This window comes from Litorimonas taeanensis (assembly GCF_003634015.1).
GTDB lineage: Bacteria > Pseudomonadota > Alphaproteobacteria > Caulobacterales > Maricaulaceae > Litorimonas > Litorimonas taeanensis.
Window position 1 is genome coordinate 244,689 of the sequence record NZ_RBII01000001.1, and the last position, 17,745, is coordinate 262,433.

General features: G+C 48.6%; 19 protein-coding genes. 9 read left to right on the forward strand and 10 right to left on the reverse strand.

Annotation, left to right across the window (positions count from 1 at the left end):
- Positions 1 to 3: 3 nt before the first annotated feature.
- Positions 4 to 687 (reverse strand): fumarylacetoacetate hydrolase family protein, encoded by a 684-nt coding sequence (locus DES40_RS01160; RefSeq protein WP_121098746.1) that lies wholly within the window; start codon positions 685 to 687, stop codon positions 4 to 6.
- Between the two features lie 86 nt (positions 688 to 773).
- On the opposite strand from DES40_RS01160, the gene DES40_RS01165 reads away from it, so the two are divergent.
- The gene (locus tag DES40_RS01165) at positions 774 to 1,019 is read left to right on the forward strand and encodes a ParB N-terminal domain-containing protein (RefSeq protein WP_121098747.1); all 246 of its coding nucleotides are present in this window, start codon (positions 774 to 776) and stop codon (positions 1,017 to 1,019) included.
- A gap of 124 nt (positions 1,020 to 1,143) precedes the next feature.
- Positions 1,144 to 1,725 (forward strand): DUF1287 domain-containing protein, encoded by a 582-nt coding sequence (locus DES40_RS01170; RefSeq protein WP_121098748.1) that lies wholly within the window; start codon positions 1,144 to 1,146, stop codon positions 1,723 to 1,725.
- Positions 1,726 to 1,741: 16 nt separating this feature from the next.
- On the opposite strand, the gene DES40_RS01175 is transcribed toward DES40_RS01170, so the two are convergent.
- The 8 genes from DES40_RS01175 to DES40_RS01210 form a co-directional block, all read right to left on the reverse strand.
- Positions 1,742 to 2,467, reverse strand: coding sequence for a T6SS effector amidase Tae4 family protein (locus DES40_RS01175; RefSeq protein ID WP_121098749.1), 726 nt, complete (start codon positions 2,465 to 2,467; stop codon positions 1,742 to 1,744).
- Between the two features lie 176 nt (positions 2,468 to 2,643).
- Positions 2,644 to 3,270 carry a hypothetical protein gene (locus DES40_RS01180; RefSeq protein WP_121098750.1) on the reverse strand — a complete coding sequence of 209 codons (627 nt, stop codon included), beginning with the start codon at positions 3,268 to 3,270 and terminating at the stop codon, positions 2,644 to 2,646.
- Positions 3,271 to 3,468: 198 nt separating this feature from the next.
- A complete protein-coding gene (gene rplI, locus DES40_RS01185; protein ID WP_121098751.1) occupies positions 3,469 to 4,101 on the reverse strand; it encodes a 50S ribosomal protein L9 in 633 nt (210 codons plus the stop codon).
- Between the two features lie 11 nt (positions 4,102 to 4,112).
- Positions 4,113 to 4,373 carry a 30S ribosomal protein S18 gene (gene rpsR / locus DES40_RS01190; protein ID WP_121098752.1) on the reverse strand — a complete coding sequence of 87 codons (261 nt, stop codon included), beginning with the start codon at positions 4,371 to 4,373 and terminating at the stop codon, positions 4,113 to 4,115.
- A 3-nt stretch (positions 4,374 to 4,376) separates the two neighbouring features.
- Positions 4,377 to 4,730 (reverse strand): 30S ribosomal protein S6, encoded by a 354-nt coding sequence (rpsF, locus tag DES40_RS01195; protein ID WP_121098753.1) that lies wholly within the window; start codon positions 4,728 to 4,730, stop codon positions 4,377 to 4,379.
- 818 nt (positions 4,731 to 5,548) lie between these two features.
- Positions 5,549 to 6,604 carry a phytase gene (locus DES40_RS01200; RefSeq protein ID WP_170144828.1) on the reverse strand — a complete coding sequence of 352 codons (1,056 nt, stop codon included), beginning with the start codon at positions 6,602 to 6,604 and terminating at the stop codon, positions 5,549 to 5,551.
- A gap of 16 nt (positions 6,605 to 6,620) precedes the next feature.
- Entirely contained in the window at positions 6,621 to 9,425 is a 2,805-nt protein-coding gene (locus DES40_RS01205; RefSeq protein WP_121098755.1) for a TonB-dependent receptor, read from the reverse strand.
- A gap of 227 nt (positions 9,426 to 9,652) precedes the next feature.
- Positions 9,653 to 10,285, reverse strand: coding sequence for a hypothetical protein (locus tag DES40_RS01210; protein WP_121098756.1), 633 nt, complete (start codon positions 10,283 to 10,285; stop codon positions 9,653 to 9,655).
- A gap of 293 nt (positions 10,286 to 10,578) precedes the next feature.
- Here DES40_RS01210 and ruvC point away from each other — a divergent pair, with 293 nt between their 5' ends.
- A complete protein-coding gene (ruvC, locus tag DES40_RS01215; protein ID WP_121098757.1) occupies positions 10,579 to 11,064 on the forward strand; it encodes a crossover junction endodeoxyribonuclease RuvC in 486 nt (161 codons plus the stop codon).
- A 35-nt stretch (positions 11,065 to 11,099) separates the two neighbouring features.
- Here ruvC and DES40_RS01220 read toward each other — a convergent pair whose 3' ends face one another.
- Positions 11,100 to 13,379: a hypothetical protein gene (locus DES40_RS01220; RefSeq protein WP_121098758.1), complete on the reverse strand. Its 2,280-nt coding sequence runs from the start codon at positions 13,377 to 13,379 to the stop codon at positions 11,100 to 11,102.
- 212 nt (positions 13,380 to 13,591) lie between these two features.
- Between DES40_RS01220 and ruvA the strand changes: the two genes are divergently transcribed.
- From ruvA to DES40_RS01250, 6 genes are all read left to right on the forward strand, one after another.
- Complete coding sequence (gene ruvA, locus DES40_RS01225; RefSeq protein WP_267896618.1) at positions 13,592 to 14,221, forward strand: Holliday junction branch migration protein RuvA; 630 nt, start codon at positions 13,592 to 13,594, stop codon at positions 14,219 to 14,221.
- Positions 14,218 to 15,261, forward strand: coding sequence for a Holliday junction branch migration DNA helicase RuvB (gene ruvB / locus DES40_RS01230; protein ID WP_121098760.1), 1,044 nt, complete (start codon positions 14,218 to 14,220; stop codon positions 15,259 to 15,261). The genes ruvA and ruvB overlap by 4 nt, the downstream gene beginning before the upstream one ends.
- Positions 15,251 to 15,697 carry a YbgC/FadM family acyl-CoA thioesterase gene (locus DES40_RS01235; protein WP_170144829.1) on the forward strand — a complete coding sequence of 149 codons (447 nt, stop codon included), beginning with the start codon at positions 15,251 to 15,253 and terminating at the stop codon, positions 15,695 to 15,697. The genes ruvB and DES40_RS01235 overlap by 11 nt, the downstream gene beginning before the upstream one ends.
- Positions 15,698 to 15,699: 2 nt before the next feature.
- The gene (locus tag DES40_RS01240; protein ID WP_121098761.1) at positions 15,700 to 16,218 is read left to right on the forward strand and encodes a hypothetical protein; all 519 of its coding nucleotides are present in this window, start codon (positions 15,700 to 15,702) and stop codon (positions 16,216 to 16,218) included.
- A gap of 82 nt (positions 16,219 to 16,300) precedes the next feature.
- Positions 16,301 to 17,185 carry a hypothetical protein gene (locus tag DES40_RS01245; RefSeq protein ID WP_121098762.1) on the forward strand — a complete coding sequence of 295 codons (885 nt, stop codon included), beginning with the start codon at positions 16,301 to 16,303 and terminating at the stop codon, positions 17,183 to 17,185.
- Positions 17,186 to 17,217: 32 nt separating this feature from the next.
- Positions 17,218 to 17,559 carry a DUF3088 family protein gene (locus DES40_RS01250; protein WP_170144830.1) on the forward strand — a complete coding sequence of 114 codons (342 nt, stop codon included), beginning with the start codon at positions 17,218 to 17,220 and terminating at the stop codon, positions 17,557 to 17,559.
- Positions 17,560 to 17,745 lie beyond the last annotated feature (186 nt).

Sequence of the window (17,745 nt, forward strand, 5' to 3'; positions counted from 1 at the left end):
GCGTTAAAAGAAACGAACGGTAATCCGCTCAAGCCCTTCAGCTCCGCCGGATAGCTCATCCCCGCGTGTGACAGGCCCTACGCCTGAAGGCGTGCCAGTATAGATTAAATCACCCGCCTTTAGATCCATATCGGATTTCAAATGCGCAATAATCTCGTCTATGTTCCAAATCATGTCGGACAAAGCTGCTTGTTGAACGATATCCCCATTTTTGCGTAATACGATATGAGCCTTGGTCAGGTCGACATCCTTTGCCAAGGTTAGCTCAGAGCAGGGGGCCGAATGGCTGAAGTTCTTAGCCCGATCCCATGGGCCGCCTTTCGTCTTTGCCGAAGCCTGTAAGTCTCTGCGGGTCATATCAATACCTACGCCATAGGCAAAAATTTCTACATCCCCATCATCTGAAGGTCCCATTGCCACGACAAGTTCTACTTCATGATGCAAGTTTTCAGTATTGGGCGGGTAGGGGATGTCCACGCCGCTTTCGACCAAAGTTTCAGCGGCTTTCGTAAAGAAAACAGGTTCGCTACGTCCTGATTTAGCGGCCTCTACATCACCGCCCATTTCAGAAACATGATCTAAATAGTTTTTACCGACGCAATATATACGTCGAACAGGGAAACGCTCCGTTTGCCCTAAAATGGGGAGGCTCACTGGTTTGGCAGGCGGAAAAGCGTAGTCAGTCATAATTTTGTTCTCATTCCGCTTGGGCGGTCTATAGTGTTGTGACTTACTATCAAACTTCGGGACAAATTTCTAAGGAAAAGGCCTGTATGCGCATTGTAGATATACCTCTGGACAAGATTTATGTTCCAGCCGCAAAGAAAAAGACTTTGGATTTAGAAAAAGTCGAAACACTAGCTGAAGATATTCTCGAAAATGGATTGCAACGGCCGATTTATGTAAGATTAGGCAAAGATAGATATGTCTTACAAGAAGGCCTTCACCGTGTTGAAGCCATGAAATTGCTAGGAGAAACCCTTATAGAGGGGCATATTGTGCAGGCACAGCGTCATTGAAAAACGAAAAGAAATAGACGTTTCTTCCATCGGCCGTTGAAAAAGGGCTGATGAAAAGGATTGCACATGTAGTTCTTCTGTATTTATGGGTTGGTTAACAAAAATCGATTAAATAAGGGGCGTTATGCGTTTTTTGTTAATTTTGGTAATGGCAACCCTTTGGGCCCCGTCTGCCGTGGCTTTTACATCAGAAGCTGTGGTGGATGCAGCACGTGAACGCACGCGGGCGTCTGTGAGATATGATCCGGCCTATGTTAAACTCAGCTACCCCTTCGGAGATGTTCCGGCAGATACAGGCGTTTGCACAGATGTGATTATCCGCACATATCGAAACGCTTTTGGCTTTGACTTTCAAAAGGCCGTACATGAAGATATGCGAGCAAATTTCAGTGCTTACCCGCAAAGTTGGGGACTAAAGCGGGCGGATAAGAATATAGATCATCGCCGTGTACCAAATTTAGAGGTCTTCTTAAAACGGCAAGGCGCGGCGGTACCTATCACAAAAAATCCAGATGATTATTTGCCTGGAGATATTGTGAGTTGGCGTTTAGGGGGTCGATTACCGCATATCGGGATTGTTTCCGATAAAAAATCCGCCTGGGGTACGCCCCTTATTATTCATAATGTCGGCGCGGGCCCCGTCGAAGATGACCTTCTTTTCAATACAGATATTAATGGGCACTTTCGTTTCTTACCCCAAGAATAAGGGTGAAAAATAAGGGCTAAGGCATAAGACCCGAATTATTAGGCTCTAAAGCAGCGATAGGCGTCTCATTGCGTTCAGCGGGGATGAAGCAAGGTAGCTCCCAAAATAGAACGCGGTAACCACCAATTTCAGCGCCGTCGACAGTCCCCGCGCCGTTCCAAATTGTGATATGTCCCGTGTAAGACCCGTTCGGGAAATCCATCAAAACAATGCCGGCTTTATCAGGTAAATCAAAACTATTCGCGCTGCCGTCTGTGATGGCAATTTCTGGCTCGCCATAAGTCTTCTTTAGATAGGCCTCTATATCTGTGACGCGGTAGTAATATTGGTCTTTATTGCCACCACTGACTGTTTTCTTACGCTCACGAGGGATTTTGTGCCCTGCTTTATTGAGCATATGCGAAAGCCGCACGGTACAAGCATTTGTCCAGCGTCCTTGATCGAAGGGAAGGTTGCCATTGATTTCAACATATCCACCAATTTCGCCCCAAATGCCTTCTGGGCGGTCATAGAGGTAATTTTCCCACATGACCTGCGCATTGGGCCTATCTTTCAAGTCACCTTCTGCGGGCTGGCTATGACCGCAAACAAGGGGCTTGGGTGTGCCGTAGACGAGCTTTTCATATTTTGGAGTTTCTGGAGCCGATGGCTCTGTAACGGTCACAGGAGGCGTAGTTTTGGTCGTGGCACAGGCGCTAAGCGTCGCGGCGGTTAAGGCGATGGCTATCGTTACATGTTTCATAAATTCCCCCAAATCATGCGATGTCTCGATGATGTTAAGGACAATTAGGGCGGCTGGTAATAAAATCCAATGAAAAATTTAAATATCACTCGGCATGAGATATGGGTGTTTCAAAAAAAAGGCCCGCCATAAGGCGGGCAAGTTATATTGGCTGGGAGCAATATTATTGTGAGGCTTTAGTAATATTCTTCTAGAATAGCCTCTATTTCGTTATCTGGATTGGAAATCGAGTAATAGGATTTCACAATGTCTGTATATTCGGAGGAGACTTCGCTTTCTTGTGGTATGGCTTGCACAAGGCTGGTTGAGTCTATGGGTTCGAACAGAGACAGAATGTTTGATGACGGGCTGAACAAACTCCCAGTGGGAGACGAAGCGTTCTGACGCAGCTCTGCTTCTGATATATCGAGCTGTACGGATGTCGTTGACGGCTCTGCAGCGGCCAAAGCGAGTTCTCCGGAAAAGGCTTGTGTCGTATCCGAGGCCGCAAAACGCACAACGGATTCTGAGACGGGCTCCGAACTTTCAGAAGCAGGGGCCGAATTCGCGCTGTCCTCTGCAGAGGCTTGGCCGGAGTGGGTTTCTGTGCCTGATTGTGTCTCTTGTGCAGGGGCTGTCTGGGTGGTTTCTGTCGTCTGACCCGTCTCAGTCGTTTGAGAACTCTCCCCCGTTTCAGAGGACGTATTTGTGCCTGAACCATTTTGGGTTTGTTCGGTTTCCTCATTTGCCGGCGGCGGCGGGGGAGGAGGCGGCGATGGCGGCGGCGTTGAACCCCCACCAAATATTGCTGAGATGAAACTCATTATTTCGTATCCTTTGTTATAGTCCTATCCTAGGCAAGGCATGTGTAACAAAGAGTCTTTACTGGGCTTCTAAGCTTTAGACTGAAAGATTTACAAAGTTATAATGTTTATAAAAGGTTAATCGCGGGCGTGGACGGATTTTCCATAAAAAAAACCCCGCTTAAAGGCGGGGTTCGAATTTAATTAAGAAGAGGCGTTTTACGCTTCAGTCGTATCTTCCGTCGCAGGTTCAGCGTCTGTTTCTGGGGCAACAAATTCATCCGGCGCATCGCCTTCGAACATGTTAACCGCAGTTGCAGCGCGTTCAGCAGCACTTTCAGCCGCATCAGCTTTGGCTTCTTCTTGCTCAAGAGCAATAACGTCTTCGCCTTTTTCTTGGCGCTCAGCTTCGTCTTCTGAACGGGCCACATTGACAGTGATGCCAACAGAGACTTCAGGGTGAAGGCGAAGCGTAACGTCATGCACGCCGAGAGTTTTGATAGGTGTTTCAAGGACAACCATGTTGCGCTTTACACCTTTATCAGCAAGCTCTTCTGCGATGTCGCGTGCAGAAACAGAACCATAAAGATTGCCTGTATCACCCGCTTTGCGGATAAGGACAACTTTCTGACCTTCAAGGCTTTTGCCTTCGTCAGCGGCTTTCTGCTTTGTTTCCTCATTGCGTTGCTCAAGATATTCACGCTCGGCTTCGAAACGGGCCAAATTGGCTTTCGTCGCGCGAAGAGCTTTTTCTTGTGGCAATAAGAAGTTACGGCCATAACCAGGCTTTACAGTGACAACGTCACCCATAGCGCCGAGCTTTTCAATACGTTCAAGTAGAATGACTTCCATGAGTATTCTCCTTACTTAACTTCATAGGGCAATAGGCCCAAGAAACGTGCACGCTTGATGGCGCGAGCCAATTCGCGTTGCTTTTTACCCGAAACCGCAGTGATGCGTGACGGCGCGATTTTGCCTTTTTCAGACATATAGCGCTGTAGTAATTTTGGGTCTTTATAATCGATTGTCAGGCCGTTATCGCCAGAAAATGGACATACTTTGCGGCGACGGCGGAAGCTCGTGCGGCTCGGTAGGTTTTCGATTTTGATTTGGTCTTTCGCCATGATCTAGTCCTCCCGTGAGCGGCGCTTGCGCTCTTCGCGTTTTTTCATGATCGGAGAAGGCTCATCAGAGAATTCTTCGACACGGATAGACATATAACGCAAAACATCTTCGTTGATGCGGTGTTGACGTTCAATTTCGTGAACAACATCAGAATGTGCGTTTACTTTAAGCAGTGAATAATGTGCCTTACGGTTTTTATTCATGCGGTAAGCCAAATTGCGAAGACCCCAATATTCAGCACCTTCAACAGTGCCGCCGGCATTTTCGATTTTTTTGGCGAGGTTTTGAACAAATTCTTCGACTTGACCCGAAGAGATGTCCGGACGTGAGATAACCACGTGCTCGTACAGAGACATAATAGTCCTTCAATGTTTTGGACGCGGCGCTAAGCAATTCCGTGAAGGCGGACCCTTAACGATGGCTCTGATTGCGTGTTTGACCCCATGCCAAACAGTAAACAAACAGACCGCACCCGGTGAAGCGCGCCTTATAGTCTCGACGACGTAAAGTGCAAGCGGTTAAATCATCAAGATGTTAAATCATCATGAGGCCCCAAGCGTTTTCTCCAACTCGCCATCGGGGGCCGAGCCAATGAGAGAAATCCAATAAAGTGGACATGCCCGCGGGGCGGTTTCCTTACCGGAGACCGTATGTATAAGTGTTTCGTAAGGCCATACCCCACGGCAGCAGTTTTTGATGAAGCGGCCGTGGTATCGACCCCACAGTACGTCACCTGCGAATTAGTTGTTTAGAAATCTAAACAACGACCTAGGCAACGGTGGTAATGCACACGCTCCAAAAGACCCGGCACAGTCGCCCTGTCAAAAGCGATGCTCAATCCCGCTGTCTCATACTCCAGAAGGTGACGTCTTCCTGTCCATGAGCAAAAGAACAAGTTTGAAACTAAGAGGATATAGAGAAACGGGGATGCGATTTTTGAAAAGCGAGGTTTAACGGGGGTATACAAAGATAAACACGCGGAAACACTTCCTTCCGCCCGTCATTTCTTGCCTCGTCATGCCTTGGTTTAACCGAGGAATCCATAAGATGCATTCACCTCAACTACCTAAGCCGTACGTCGTCATTGAGGGTAGGGCAACAATGACTATCACTATACGACAATGAAAAAAGCCGCCCCGAAGGACGGCTTTTGATTGTGTTGAAAGCAACCGATTTATTTTAAACCGGCCTCAATATCGCGCCAGTCGATGACTTTGAGGTTTTGCTTTTTACGCGCTTCAGATGGAGACGTTTCGTCCATGTCATCTTGGACAACCAGAAAACCTTTGGGGAATTGCGCTGTTGGAGTCGAGGTCACGTCGATGCCATCGGTGGTCGATGTGCCATCAACGGCGCCGTCTGTGACAGAAAAACGACCTGCGAATTCATGATCCGGTAGGCTGAACAGGGCGTAGCTGTTATTGCCTTGTGAAGACATAACGACATAGCCGCCATCTGCGCCGTCTTGGTAAACTGTGACGCCTTCGAGGTCAGCCATTGTCCCGTAATCACCTGCGCGGGCCATGACGAATTTTTCGTCTTTACCAGATGGAGACGCAGGATAACGGTAAAGCCCGCCCGCTTCTTCGGCTATGTAAAGCAAATTTGTCCGATCATCAAAAGCGCAGCCTTCGGTCTTGGTGCCTGTTGAAAACTCGCGCACTTTACGCGTGCTGAGTTCGCCATTGGTGGCCGAGAGGATATGCTGTTCATAGATGCCAGCTTTGGTCGTCAATCCGATATGGAACGTATCATTCACAGATTTTCCAAGGCAAATTCCATAAGGCGATAACGTCCCCGTTGAGAGTTTTCCGTCTTTTGGTTCAGTGAATCTATCTGTTGCTGGGTTGTAAAGAACAACCTGAATCGCATTGATTTCATCATTACTGGTGACGAGCAAAACATGCGGCGCGCCCTTATACATAAAGCCTTTGCGTAAATCGACATTGTTAATCGTGCCAATAGGCATGTAATCGCGCTGCGTACCATCGAGGTTATAGATATATAACCCCGCTTGCTTGTCCGTTGCAGCGATAAAGCCATTGCCATTATCACCAATATAGATTGCAGGGTCATCGGCGGAATCGCCTTCGCTGGCCATGACGGGGGTTTCAAACTTGGCTTGAACTTCAAATGGCGCCAAATCTGTTGCAATCCCGACATATGCCGGCGTGACGGCGCAGGCTGAAAGCAGTCCTGCGCTGACCGATAAGAGAAGAAGATTTTTCATATCTCTGATCCTTTTCTTAATATGTGAAGCGCGCGCCAAAAATGAAGGAGCGGCCAAATTCATCATATTGTGACAAACGTGACTCGTCACCAAAGTAATAATATTCAGGTGCGTCTGTCAGGTTTTTACCTTCGAGATAGAGCTGGAAGTTGTCATTGATTTTATATTTGGCAGAGGCTTCGATAGTCGTGCGGCCATCAACCGTACGATCTAAATCCTCGTCTGTTAACTCATCAAGATTGTCACCACGATGGTTGGCAGAAATGCGCAAATCAATTGGGCCTTTTTCATAGGCTAGGGCGAGGTTCCACACAGAATTTGATTGCTTCAGGAATGGAACTTCGCGGCCATCTGGCAATGTCGCTTCACTATCCGTCAAAGTTAAATTTCCAGAGAAAAGGAAACCATCTAACGCTTCGGAAATGTCGCCAAGGTTTTGTACGTAATTAAACTCAACACCTAAAATTTCACTCTTGTCTACATTGATGAATGTGTTGACTTCTTCCAGGTTAGCGAGGGTGGCCGCAGGAAGGAAGCTGAGGTCAACACTGTCTGGCACGTCATCAATATCAAATGTAGCGTCGAAGATGCCGTCTGAGATTTCTTTATAGAACGCGCCAACAGAAATAACTGAAAGGCTAGTGGGGTAGAATTCTAAGGCCAAGTCGAAGTTATTTGCACTATATGGCTTTAGGTTTGTGTTGCCGAGTTGAATTTCGTCGCGGTCATCATTCAAAGCTGCGCTTGGGGCCATTTCGCCAAATCCAGGGCGAACAATGGCGGCATAATAAGCCGCACGGCCAATGAGGTTTTCAGAGAAGCTATGCTTGATGTTCACACTTGGCAGAACATCTGTGTAATCATTTTCAATGTTACGTTCTGTGATGTTTCCGCTGTCTTCCTCAAAGAAAAAGCCCTGCAGGTCTACTTTGGTTTGCTCGACCCGGACACCCGCGATGATTGTTGTGTCGCCAAGGTCAACGGTACCCATACCGTAACCAGCAAGAATGCTCTCATCGATGGTGAAGTCACCTATAGTTGATTCTAATAGGCTCTCATCATCATCACGTTCATCGGCCGAAAATGAACCGCGTAGCGCTTCGGTCAGATTTGGATCTGGCCAAGAGAACATACGGTTTCCAAGGCGCCAGTTTGTGATTTCAGAATCGCTAGAAATAAAATCAGCTAAGTTCACATCATCACGCTCATAAAAGTCGAGGTTTTGATCTCTGACTTTTTCACGGTCACGATATTTTGCACCGGCTTTAAAGACGATTGGTGTATTACCAACTAGGCTGTCACGTGCGACATTAAACTGGAACGCATATTCTGTATCTTCATTAATAGTGTTTTCAACTTCGAAGGCGTCCATTTCATAATTAGAGGCTGTTTGAAGGAAACTCAGAGCTTGGCCCGAAACAACAGGTTGTTCAGGGTTTGAAAAATCAAGAGTGATAGACCCGACGACATCATCACGTTGCTCTGGTGTTGAACGGAAAGCGACATCATGATTGTCTGAATCATCTTCTTGGGCATAGGCATATGAGGCTTGGTAATCAAAATTCCATAAGTCTAGCTGCGTTTCACCGCCGACAGAATACGTTTGAATTTCACGTACTTCTTTACGTTTACGCGCTTCGGCATCGACTTCTCCGCGGCGAATAGTGACGCTATTGGCGTCTGCTGCGATAACTTCTTCGTCAAATTCTCGGAATTCAAATTTGTTACGAATTTCATCATCCGTATATTGGTTGAAAAGTGTGCGGACATAGAGGTCAGTATTATCGCTAACGCGCCAGTCAAAGTTTGCGACAAGGCCAATACGTTCGCGTGTTAGGTCATAAAAACGCTGTTCGTAATCATCATTTGGAACAATGACGTTAAAGTCTTCATTCAGACCCCATTCGCCAATTTCATTGTTATGCGATTCAATGGCAAGGTCTTGATAGTTCGCAGAAAGCGCAACGCCAAATGTATCGTTGAAAGTGTTAGAATAAGTGATTGTCCCTTTTGGAGAAACCTTTTCTGTTATCTCGTTATATTGGCCTTCGACTTTGGCACGGATGAATTGGCCAGAGCGATCAAAGGCAGAAATTGTTTTGAGGTTGATAACGCCGCCTAGGCTGTCTGCGTCAACGTCAGGGGTCAATGATTTTTGAATTTCGATGCCGTCCAAGAGGTCAGAGGGGACGCCGTCTAATAAAACGCCGCGGCGATCTTCGGGAGACGGTGTGCGGACACCATTGATAGAAGATGAAATCAAGTCTGAATTAATACCGCGAATAGACACGTAACGGCCTTCGCCTTGGTCAGTTGCGACTGATAAGCCAACCGCGCGAGAGAGTGAGTCGGCCACTGTTGTGTCAGAGAAATCACCCAGACCATCCGAGTCGATGATCGTTTTAATAGAGTCAGCATTGCGTTGTTGGTTCAAGGCACTGGCCTGTGCCGCGCGCGTACCGACAACGATGATATTGTCTTGATACGCTACATTGTCACCCAGCGTAATATCGAGCGTTGCGCCTGCCGCTGGGACAGTGATGGTGTTCCGCACTGTATCCGTTCCGAGATAAGAGGCAGAGATTGTGTAGTCACCTTCTGGCAAGTTGTTGATGCGGTAGTTACCATAGCGGTCCGTCGCAACAGAGCGATTTAAATCATCAACCGTGATGGTCACGCCTTGCAATGGGGCTTGGCCTGTGACGTCAGTGACCGTGCCTGAGACGAACTGAGCTGATGCCGGCGAAGCCAGTGCAATTGTTAATGCGGCAAGGGATGTGGTCGCAGAAATGCGGGTTAGAAAGGTTTTAGAGAGGGACATTATGGACTCCAATTAATAATTGGAGCGCCTCTCGCGCAGAATTGTTACAACTGTGTGTCTTCGTGTTGAAGGTTTGTTGTCATGTTGAAGACTTTTTTATGACAGCAAAGCGGTGTAATTTTAAGGTTTCAATCTATAGATTAAAACCGGCATCGCGAACGATGCCGGCTGCGCCCACGCCCCGACCTTGGAGAAGTTGGAGAGAAGCGGGGAGGGGCAGGAGGTTTCTATTGGCTAAGCTCTTTTAAGAGGCGCTCTACATCATCGGCCAATTCACCAATATTATAGGTGATGTTATCTGCCTTAGCTGCGCCGAGCACTTCGCCGGTATGCGCGTTGACTAACAGCGCTTTGGCCTTCGCCTGGGTCCAGCTTTGACAGTCCTCATCCACTATAAGTCCCGTTTCAATCAAAGCTTTGCCGCCAAAGCTAGAGAGATGCGCGTCAGATCCGACCCCATAGATTAAGACATGGCTATAGCCTTCATTGGCCGCGGTTAGTCTGACCTCGTCAATCTTATTATCTGTATCCACGCCGTTAAATGGAATTTCTGGAATATATTTAAGATAGTCCCCCGCGCTGAGGATTGATATATTGGCCGTGGTTCGACGGCTTAACAATTCCCAATCAAACTCTTCGCCGAAAGGCGTGGGGATAAGCCGCCCGCCATCCAAACGTGCGATACCTATTTTTGAAGTCCGAGGCAGGTAATGCTCTGAGGCCAGAGCCGCCTCTTTTTCTAAGGTCTCAAAACGCACGCCCGTTGTCTCAAGCGCCTCTGTTGTGGTGAGGGCAAAGGCCGTATTGGCAAAGCCCGTGATAAACGCTGTGATAGCGGCGGTTTTTAAAAATGTTCTCATAAGGCCCTCCAAGCCATGCTGTTGTCGATGATGTAGGCATAGACAGACAGTGCGGCGCGGGTTTGCCAGTGATAAGGAAATTTCAAGGCAATGTTTTCGTAATGTGGCGGAAAGCGGACCAGTCGTTGTAATTTTGCCCTTTATTTTGCCGTTTTAAATCAAGTCACGTTACGAAGGGGCACGCTAGCTCCTAAACACGACTTATTTGTAGGTATAATAGTTGTAGTCATAATATTTGTAGTCATAATATTTGTAGTCTTGGCACGCCCGTTGTTTGATTCTATTGCCCGATAATGCAAACGCGCCGAATATTAGGATTAGATCCGTCTCTTGTGGCTTGTGGTTGGGGCGTGATTGATGTGACGGGCAATAAGATGCAGCATGTCGCGCATGGCGTGATAAAGCCGCCCACGAAAGAGCCTCTCGCGAGTCGGCTGACCTATCTTTTTAACGACATTGTTGATGTAATTATAACACATTCACCAATAGAGGCCGGCGTAGAGGAAGCCTTTATGAAAGATAACGCCATGAGCGCTCTAAAGCTCGGCCAAGCTCGGGCCGCCTGTATTTTGGCGGCCAGTACGCATGGCTTGATTATAGGTGAATATGCGGCGCGTCTTGTGAAAAAATCCGTCGTCGGGACAGGGGCCGCGGATAAGGCCCAAGTCGCGCATATGATGAATATCCTTTTGCCGGGTGCAAAAGTAAAGGTGGGCGATGCCGCCGATGCCCTCGCTATTGCCGTTACGCATGCAAATATGCGCCGGCCATTACGTTAGGGCATCACGACGTCGGCGCATTGCGCCGCCGCACCTTATTCTGGCGTTTCGTTAAAGAACAAAGCTTCGAGGTCAACATCCGTTTCATTGCCATTAAGGGCGGCAGACACATCGCTCGACTTTAACAAAAGGCCAAGCCCTTCGGGGTCCTTCTGAAGATACTTATTCGACGTCAGATAAAAATCATCCAAGCCATCGCCATCTATGTCAGGTGTGAGAGTGAGCTTGGTCGACACAGATTGGAAAAGGAAAGGCACAGCACGTAGGCGCGTCCCTTTGGCCGCCGTAAAATCATCTACGGCCACATTAAAGATGGACTGATCGCTTAGGGCTGAACCTCGCAAGATATAAATTGTACCTTGTTCAGCTTGATCGGTATCAAGCCTGACGCTGAAGGCCACTTCTTCTTTGCCGTCGCCGTCAAGATCGCCCACACCGCCAATGCGAATGGGGTCTGGATTTTCACCCGTCCCGCTTGAAGAAAGGTCGAGATAGTCACCTGTGTTAAAATTGGCTGCGCTGAGCGTTAATTGACTATCACTATTGATAATAGGGGAAAGCGCATCCGCGAAAACAACAGACGCTTGGCGACCTGCGGCGCCTGTACCGCGCGTCAGCAACAAGTCGGCGACAGCGTCTCCGTCAACATCGGCCTGAGCGTAGCTCTGTGGACGTTCGCCCTCTAATTCCAAGAGTAGCGGATTTAAATCTTCGACTGTGCCGGAATTATTCGCAAGAATATTTTCGCTTGGGTAGAGAACAGCGGTTTGAGTTCCAAAGCCCAAAAGCTCTGGATTTCCATCGCCTGATAAATCACCAATGACATCAATATTTGAAACCGCATATTCAGGGTCTAATGTGAAGGGACTATCAAATTGTTTTGTGGAGGCCGCGAGGTCAAAGTCTAGATTACCATTGGCCGCGATGATTTCAGCGCCGTCAACGATATAGAGGCGCCCCTCTGCACCCGCGAATCCTGTCATCGTGCCCGGTGCAGAGATGATAAGTTCATCCCCAGCGACGCCGTCAAGATTTGCGACTTCGAAATCACCTAAACTGCCATTCATATCAACAGGGCCCGTCAAGGACAGAGCTTCGGCATTTGAAAGTGTCGAAAGATCAATCGCGCCAGATACATTATCCGCAATTGTCTTTGCAAATACGATATAGGCCCAAGGGCGGCGAGTGGCGGCCAGCCCATCATTTGGCAATTGATTGCCCGCAATAAGTAAATCACCAATACCGTCGCCATCAATGTCAGACATGGATTTCACGGTCAGCGTGGTCGCGTTTTGTGCCCCTGTTTGGAAAGGCGCTGTTATCTCGATACGATCTGCTGTGGTTAGCGTGTCATAATCAAATTCACCTGCGCCCGTAGCGGCCAAAGCGCCAAGGAGAGTTTCGCCAAAAACAAGAGTGCCAGAGGCCGGCGTCGTGCCTGTATTATCAGTTGCGTCTGCAACCCAAAATTCACCTGTGCCGCCCGCGTTTAAATCATTAAGCTTTTGAGCATTGCGTAAATTTTCATCAAATTTCAGGCCAGAGGTCACACGTGTGGGCAGATCGTTTAGGGAAACGTCAAAAGAACAGGTGTCGAAAAGAGAGCTTGTTCGGTAATCTGCCGAAATAGTAAAGGTAAAGTCTGCTTCATAGGCCTCTGCATCAAGCGCTGTGTCCAAAGTGACTTGGCCTGTTGTGCTAGAAACAGAAACCAATCCATTTAGGCGGTCGTCACTGACCATAAAGTTTTCGACAACAGCGTCATCATCATCGCCAGCATCAGGGTCTGTCCCTGAAATTGTCCCTAGAACGCCTGTTTGATTCTCATCGATATTGGCGGCCATCACCTGATTACATGTAGGGGCTTCATCGACATCGGTGATTGTGACCCTTACGGTGCGCGTGACCGAAACGGTGCCGTCATTTAAAGTGACGGTTTGCTCATAGACATTATTTCCATCGACATCTTCTGGAATTTCAAAATTAAAGGTTTGTGTGCTGCGAATCTCGCCCGTTTCTGTGTTGAGGGTGAAAAACTGACCGTCATTTGAATTTCCAATTGTTACGGTGACATCATCACCATCATCATCTTCCACATTCAGGGTAAAAGAAACGGTCGTATTTTCAGCAAAGTTTGGGGATATATTGCCCGTTAAGCGGGGGGCAGAGTTTACAGGCGGCGGGGGCGGCGGCGGAGAGCTTGGTGAAGAGGAACTTCCGCCTCCACCACAGGCTGTAAGAACGGTTGAGAGCGCCAAAATGGAACCAGAAGCCAATATTTTTGAGAGGCTAGATAGGCGGTTTGGTGTCGTCATTTAGATTTCCCCTTTAGAGTAAAGCGTCAAGCGCGTGATTTCTTTTTCCTAAATATTAAAATCTTGCGAGATTATTACAATGCATATGGCCAAAATAAGGCAAGGTTTAAGAATGTGGATAAAGCTGTATTTGCCTTTATGGCTTCAAGCTCTAAAGCTGTATTGATGAAGAATAATCAGAATCATGAATTGGACATAAGCGGATGATTGGGATGGTCTCAGGGGTCTGCCTTATGGCAGGGACGGGCGAAGCCATCGTGGATTGCGGCGGCGTTGGATATTTACTGCAATGCGGGTCACGCACTTTGGCGAATATGGCCGAAGGCGAGCCTATACGCCTTCATGTAGAAACACATGTGCGCGAGCAATCAATCACTTTATATGGTTTTCATTCAGAGGAAGAGCGCGCCTGGTTTGTGCGTTTGCAATCAGTGCAAGGCGTTGGCCCGAAGGCTGCGCTGGCTATTTTGGATATTCTCTCGCCCGGAGAGGTTTTATCGGCGGCCTCTCTTGAAGATAAAACCGCTTTTGCGCGAGCGTCAGGTGTTGGGCCAAAATTGGCCACGCGTATCGCGACAGAGCTTTCTGGTAAAGCTCCGCCCGTGGGACGCGGGTTTCAGCCTGCCTTTACGGCGCCGAGCAGCGATATCACGTCAGAGGCCAGCCGCAATGAAGGCTTATCCGATATGCGTCTGCGTAATGATGCGGTCAGCGCTTTGGTCAATTTGGGCATTGGGCAGAGCGAAGCCCTGAAAGCCGTCGCGCAAGCCTATCAAACATTTGCCGACGACCCTGATTTAGATTTATTGATTAAGACCGCGCTTAAGGAACTGAGTAAGTGAGTGAAGAGCGCATCATAAGCGCCGAAGGCCAAGTGGGTGATGGGCGTGACCGTGCCCTGCGACCTTTATCCTTTAGCGATTTTGTCGGGCAGAAATCTGCCATTGCGAATTTGCAGGTCTATGTCGAAGCGGCACGTCGGCGTGAGGAACCCCTCGATCATCTTTTGCTCTCTGGCCCGCCGGGTTTGGGTAAAACCACGCTATCGCAAATTGTAGCAAGGGAACTTGGCGTGAACTTTCGTGCGACCTCTGGCCCTGTAATTTCAAAGGCTGGGGATTTGGCGGCGCTGCTGACGAATTTAGAGCCGCGGGATGTGTTATTTATTGACGAAATTCATCGCTTAAACCCCGTCGTCGAAGAAGTCCTTTATCCTGCGATGGAGGATTTTGAACTGGATTTGATAATTGGCGATGGCCCCGCCGCGCGGAGCATAAAAATTGATCTTGCGCCTTTTACCTTAATCGGGGCGACGACGCGGGCAGGATTATTGGCGACGCCACTTCGCGATCGTTTTGGTATTCCCGTTCGGCTTGAATTTTACGACACGGATGATTTGACGTCTATTGTGTCCCGCGCAGCGCGAAAGCTCGGCCTAGAGATGACGCCCGAAGGGGCCCGCGAGATTGCGGGACGCGCCAGAGGAACGCCGCGCGTTGCGGGGCGCCTCTTAAGGCGTGTACGTGATTTGGCCGAACATGAAGGCCACGCTATAATCGATGCGCCTGCCGCTGACCAAGCCCTGCGCCGTTTGGGCGTGGATGATATTGGGTTGGATAAGCAAGATATGCGCTATCTCCATGCACTGACGGAAATGTTTGGCGGCGGCCCAGTAGGCGCGGATACATTGGCGGCCGCCTTGTCAGAGGCAAGAGATGCCCTTGAAGATGTGATTGAGCCCTACCTTATTCAGCAAGGGTTTTTACAGCGCACGCCCAGAGGCCGCGTCGCCACGCCAAGGGCCTTTGCGCATTTGGGCCTCAACGCGCCCGCCCAACCCCTCGCGCCGACATTGTTTGAAGGGGGTGAAGATGAGCGATAAGACACCGACAATGGGATGGTTTGAGGGGCGGGAACATCATTACCCGCTTCGTGTGTTTTATGAAGACACGGATTTCACGGGCATTGTTTACTACGCCAATTATTTACGGTTCTTTGAACGGGCGCGGAGCAGTTATTTCCGCCTCGTCGGGTTTAACCATGCTGATTTATGGGACGCCGAAGACCCGCTCGCTTTTGCCATTCGCAAAATAGAGCTCGATTATAAAAAACCTGCGCGTGTTGATGACCACCTAACATTGGTTACGACCTATGATAAAATGAAAGGCGCGCGCCTTTGGGTGAGTCAATCCTGTTATCGCGGAGACGAACTCTTGGTGACGGCAGTGTCCGAAGCCGCCTGTATCACGCCAGACGGCCGCCCCAAACGGGCGCCTAAATTTATGATAGAAAAACTATCCCCTTATCTTAAAGAGTAAAAATGACTGAAGACTTCACCCCTTGGCCAACGCGGAAAACAGCGGATCCGCGTTCGGCGAGCCAAGTGCAATATATGCATGGCCTAACGGAAATCCTGCATTATGAGGCCCCGATACAGGCTTTGGCGCTGTTCCAAACCTATGCCAAGGCGAGCGGCCTTTTGAAGATAGCCGCGCCTGTGCGTAAGAAATTTGAACGGGCCTTGCTGGAAGGCGAGAAAGCGGGGCAAGTTATTATCGAACGCGAGGATGATAGCGAAGTCGACGGGCCAGAGGATAGCGTCTGCTGGATCGTACGATTGCCAGACCAAGAGCCGGTGCGGCTTCGCACGCTGGGAAGTCGCGGCTTTGCAGAAATTCCTATGCGCGAACTGGCCGCTCTTGTCCTTGAGCTTAGAACCAAAGACGAGTTTATGGGCCGTGAAGATATTTACCGCGCCGTTCTCGCGCATTACGAATTGCAGAAACTGACGGCTCTGGTGAAGCGGAGACTAAATAAAGTTTTAGAGGTTTATTTTTAGACTTATTTAACGGGGCATTACAAAGCCGACAGCTATCAAAATTGTCATTTGATAAACATGCCTTAAAGTTTGCAAATACTGCATGGCAGGATGGCTGAAAACCAGAATTGAAAAGACGCAATATCTGTCATTGGCAATATCGCTTCTTTTGCATGGGACTTTGGCTCTGATTTTATTTTTGTCCTCAAGGCAATTACAGCGCGTTCCAGAGTTATCATTTCTCACTGTCGATCTCGTCACCTTATCGCCCCAGCCTGAAAAAACGGACAAATCCATTGACTTGGAAATTGCAAACCCAACCTCTCTGCCTCGCGCAGAACCACCGCGTGACCGCCGAACTGAACAGAGGGACGAAGATGAAGCCATTGACGTTCCTTTAAATAGTGAACCTCAGAATAGACCCTTACAAAATAGAGCTTCTGAAATTTCACCAGAAACAGAGGCGCGTTCTGATACGCGATTAAATGAAGGGGCAACCCCCTCTCGTAATGTTCTTGTTTCCCCTTCTGAAACCACCGCCCCACCTTCGCGGTGGGCGCTTCAACCGCCTTTGTCTGAGCAGAATGTAAAGCGCTGGAGCGAAGAAAAAGGGATAGAAGCCGATATAGGCTGTATTCGGTCGCTCTCCGAAGCCTGTCGAAATATGCGCAAAGAGGTATTTGCGGCGTATCGATTAACGGAAACGGAAAAGGTCTGGACACCAAAATTTGCTCATACAGGTCTCTCGGCGGATTTTTATGGGATGAGTGAGCGGGAGATAAGGGAGAAACTTAGTATTCCGATTGCGGGGGAAAACGGTATCTACATCCCTTTTACGAATATTGGTATGGACGGCGGGCTTTGGGACTCCCTGCATGGTGTGAATAAGGGCTGCCAAATTACGACAAAAATTGACAGTGAACAGGGGCGTCAAACCGTCAAAGATTGCGGGGGGCTCTTGCCAGCACGCAAAGAGCCTCGTAACTGATGGGCTTATTCTTTGCCTGTTTAGGATATTCCATGCACGACACTCTCTTTCTCTTGCCACCAGGATTTTTGGATAATAACCGCCGCGAATATTGCCCTGAATGTGCGGAAGTTTGGGGATTGCTGAGTTACTTCCCCGCTATCAAAGAAAGCCTGTCTATCGACTATCAACCCATTGAGAAACCACGCGCTGATCTTGTGGCTTTGTTGGGCGATAAAAACCAGAACTGTCCGACCTTGGTTTTACACGAAGACAGTCCGAGCTTTGATAACTGCGGCATTATGCATAAGAGCGGACAGCGCTTTATCAATAATGCCCGTGATATTGGCAAATATTACGCTGCTCGCTTTGGGACGCCTTATCCCAGAGGTTAGTCCAAGAAGTTAGCAATAGGGCAAGCTCGGCTCTCGAGCGTAAACCTCAGATACATACTCGTGACGGATATTTTCGCATTAAGTTGTTGTAAGGCGAGGAACGATGCGCGCGCCCAGCCATTGATGGGGTAAGACGCTGCAATGATGCAGCATCGCGAAGTGAATAGATATATCATTCGGATATGT

Excerpts from the sequence above, each read along its gene's own strand:
- DES40_RS01160 (WP_121098746.1), bottom strand. The coding sequence starts at position 687 with ATGACTGACTACGCTTTTCCGCCTGCCAAACCAGTGAGCCTCCCCATT.
- DES40_RS01165 (WP_121098747.1), top strand. The coding sequence starts at position 774 with ATGCGCATTGTAGATATACCTCTGGACAAGATTTATGTTCCAGCCGCA.
- DES40_RS01170 (WP_121098748.1), top strand. The coding sequence starts at position 1,144 with ATGCGTTTTTTGTTAATTTTGGTAATGGCAACCCTTTGGGCCCCGTCT.
- DES40_RS01175 (WP_121098749.1), bottom strand. The coding sequence starts at position 2,467 with ATGAAACATGTAACGATAGCCATCGCCTTAACCGCCGCGACGCTTAGC.
- DES40_RS01180 (WP_121098750.1), bottom strand. The coding sequence starts at position 3,270 with ATGAGTTTCATCTCAGCAATATTTGGTGGGGGTTCAACGCCGCCGCCA.
- rplI (WP_121098751.1), bottom strand. The coding sequence starts at position 4,101 with ATGGAAGTCATTCTACTTGAACGTATTGAAAAGCTCGGCGCTATGGGT.
- rpsR (WP_121098752.1), bottom strand. The coding sequence starts at position 4,373 with ATGGCGAAAGACCAAATCAAAATCGAAAACCTACCGAGCCGCACGAGC.
- rpsF (WP_121098753.1), bottom strand. The coding sequence starts at position 4,730 with ATGTCTCTGTACGAGCACGTGGTTATCTCACGTCCGGACATCTCTTCG.
- DES40_RS01200 (WP_170144828.1), bottom strand. The coding sequence starts at position 6,604 with ATGAAAAATCTTCTTCTCTTATCGGTCAGCGCAGGACTGCTTTCAGCC.
- DES40_RS01205 (WP_121098755.1), bottom strand. The coding sequence starts at position 9,425 with ATGTCCCTCTCTAAAACCTTTCTAACCCGCATTTCTGCGACCACATCC.
- DES40_RS01210 (WP_121098756.1), bottom strand. The coding sequence starts at position 10,285 with ATGAGAACATTTTTAAAAACCGCCGCTATCACAGCGTTTATCACGGGC.
- ruvC (WP_121098757.1), top strand. The coding sequence starts at position 10,579 with ATGCAAACGCGCCGAATATTAGGATTAGATCCGTCTCTTGTGGCTTGT.
- DES40_RS01220 (WP_121098758.1), bottom strand. The coding sequence starts at position 13,379 with ATGACGACACCAAACCGCCTATCTAGCCTCTCAAAAATATTGGCTTCT.
- ruvA (WP_267896618.1), top strand. The coding sequence starts at position 13,592 with ATGGTCTCAGGGGTCTGCCTTATGGCAGGGACGGGCGAAGCCATCGTG.
- DES40_RS01235 (WP_170144829.1), top strand. The coding sequence starts at position 15,251 with ATGAGCGATAAGACACCGACAATGGGATGGTTTGAGGGGCGGGAACAT.
- DES40_RS01240 (WP_121098761.1), top strand. The coding sequence starts at position 15,700 with ATGACTGAAGACTTCACCCCTTGGCCAACGCGGAAAACAGCGGATCCG.
- DES40_RS01245 (WP_121098762.1), top strand. The coding sequence starts at position 16,301 with ATGGCAGGATGGCTGAAAACCAGAATTGAAAAGACGCAATATCTGTCA.
- DES40_RS01250 (WP_170144830.1), top strand. The coding sequence starts at position 17,218 with ATGCACGACACTCTCTTTCTCTTGCCACCAGGATTTTTGGATAATAAC.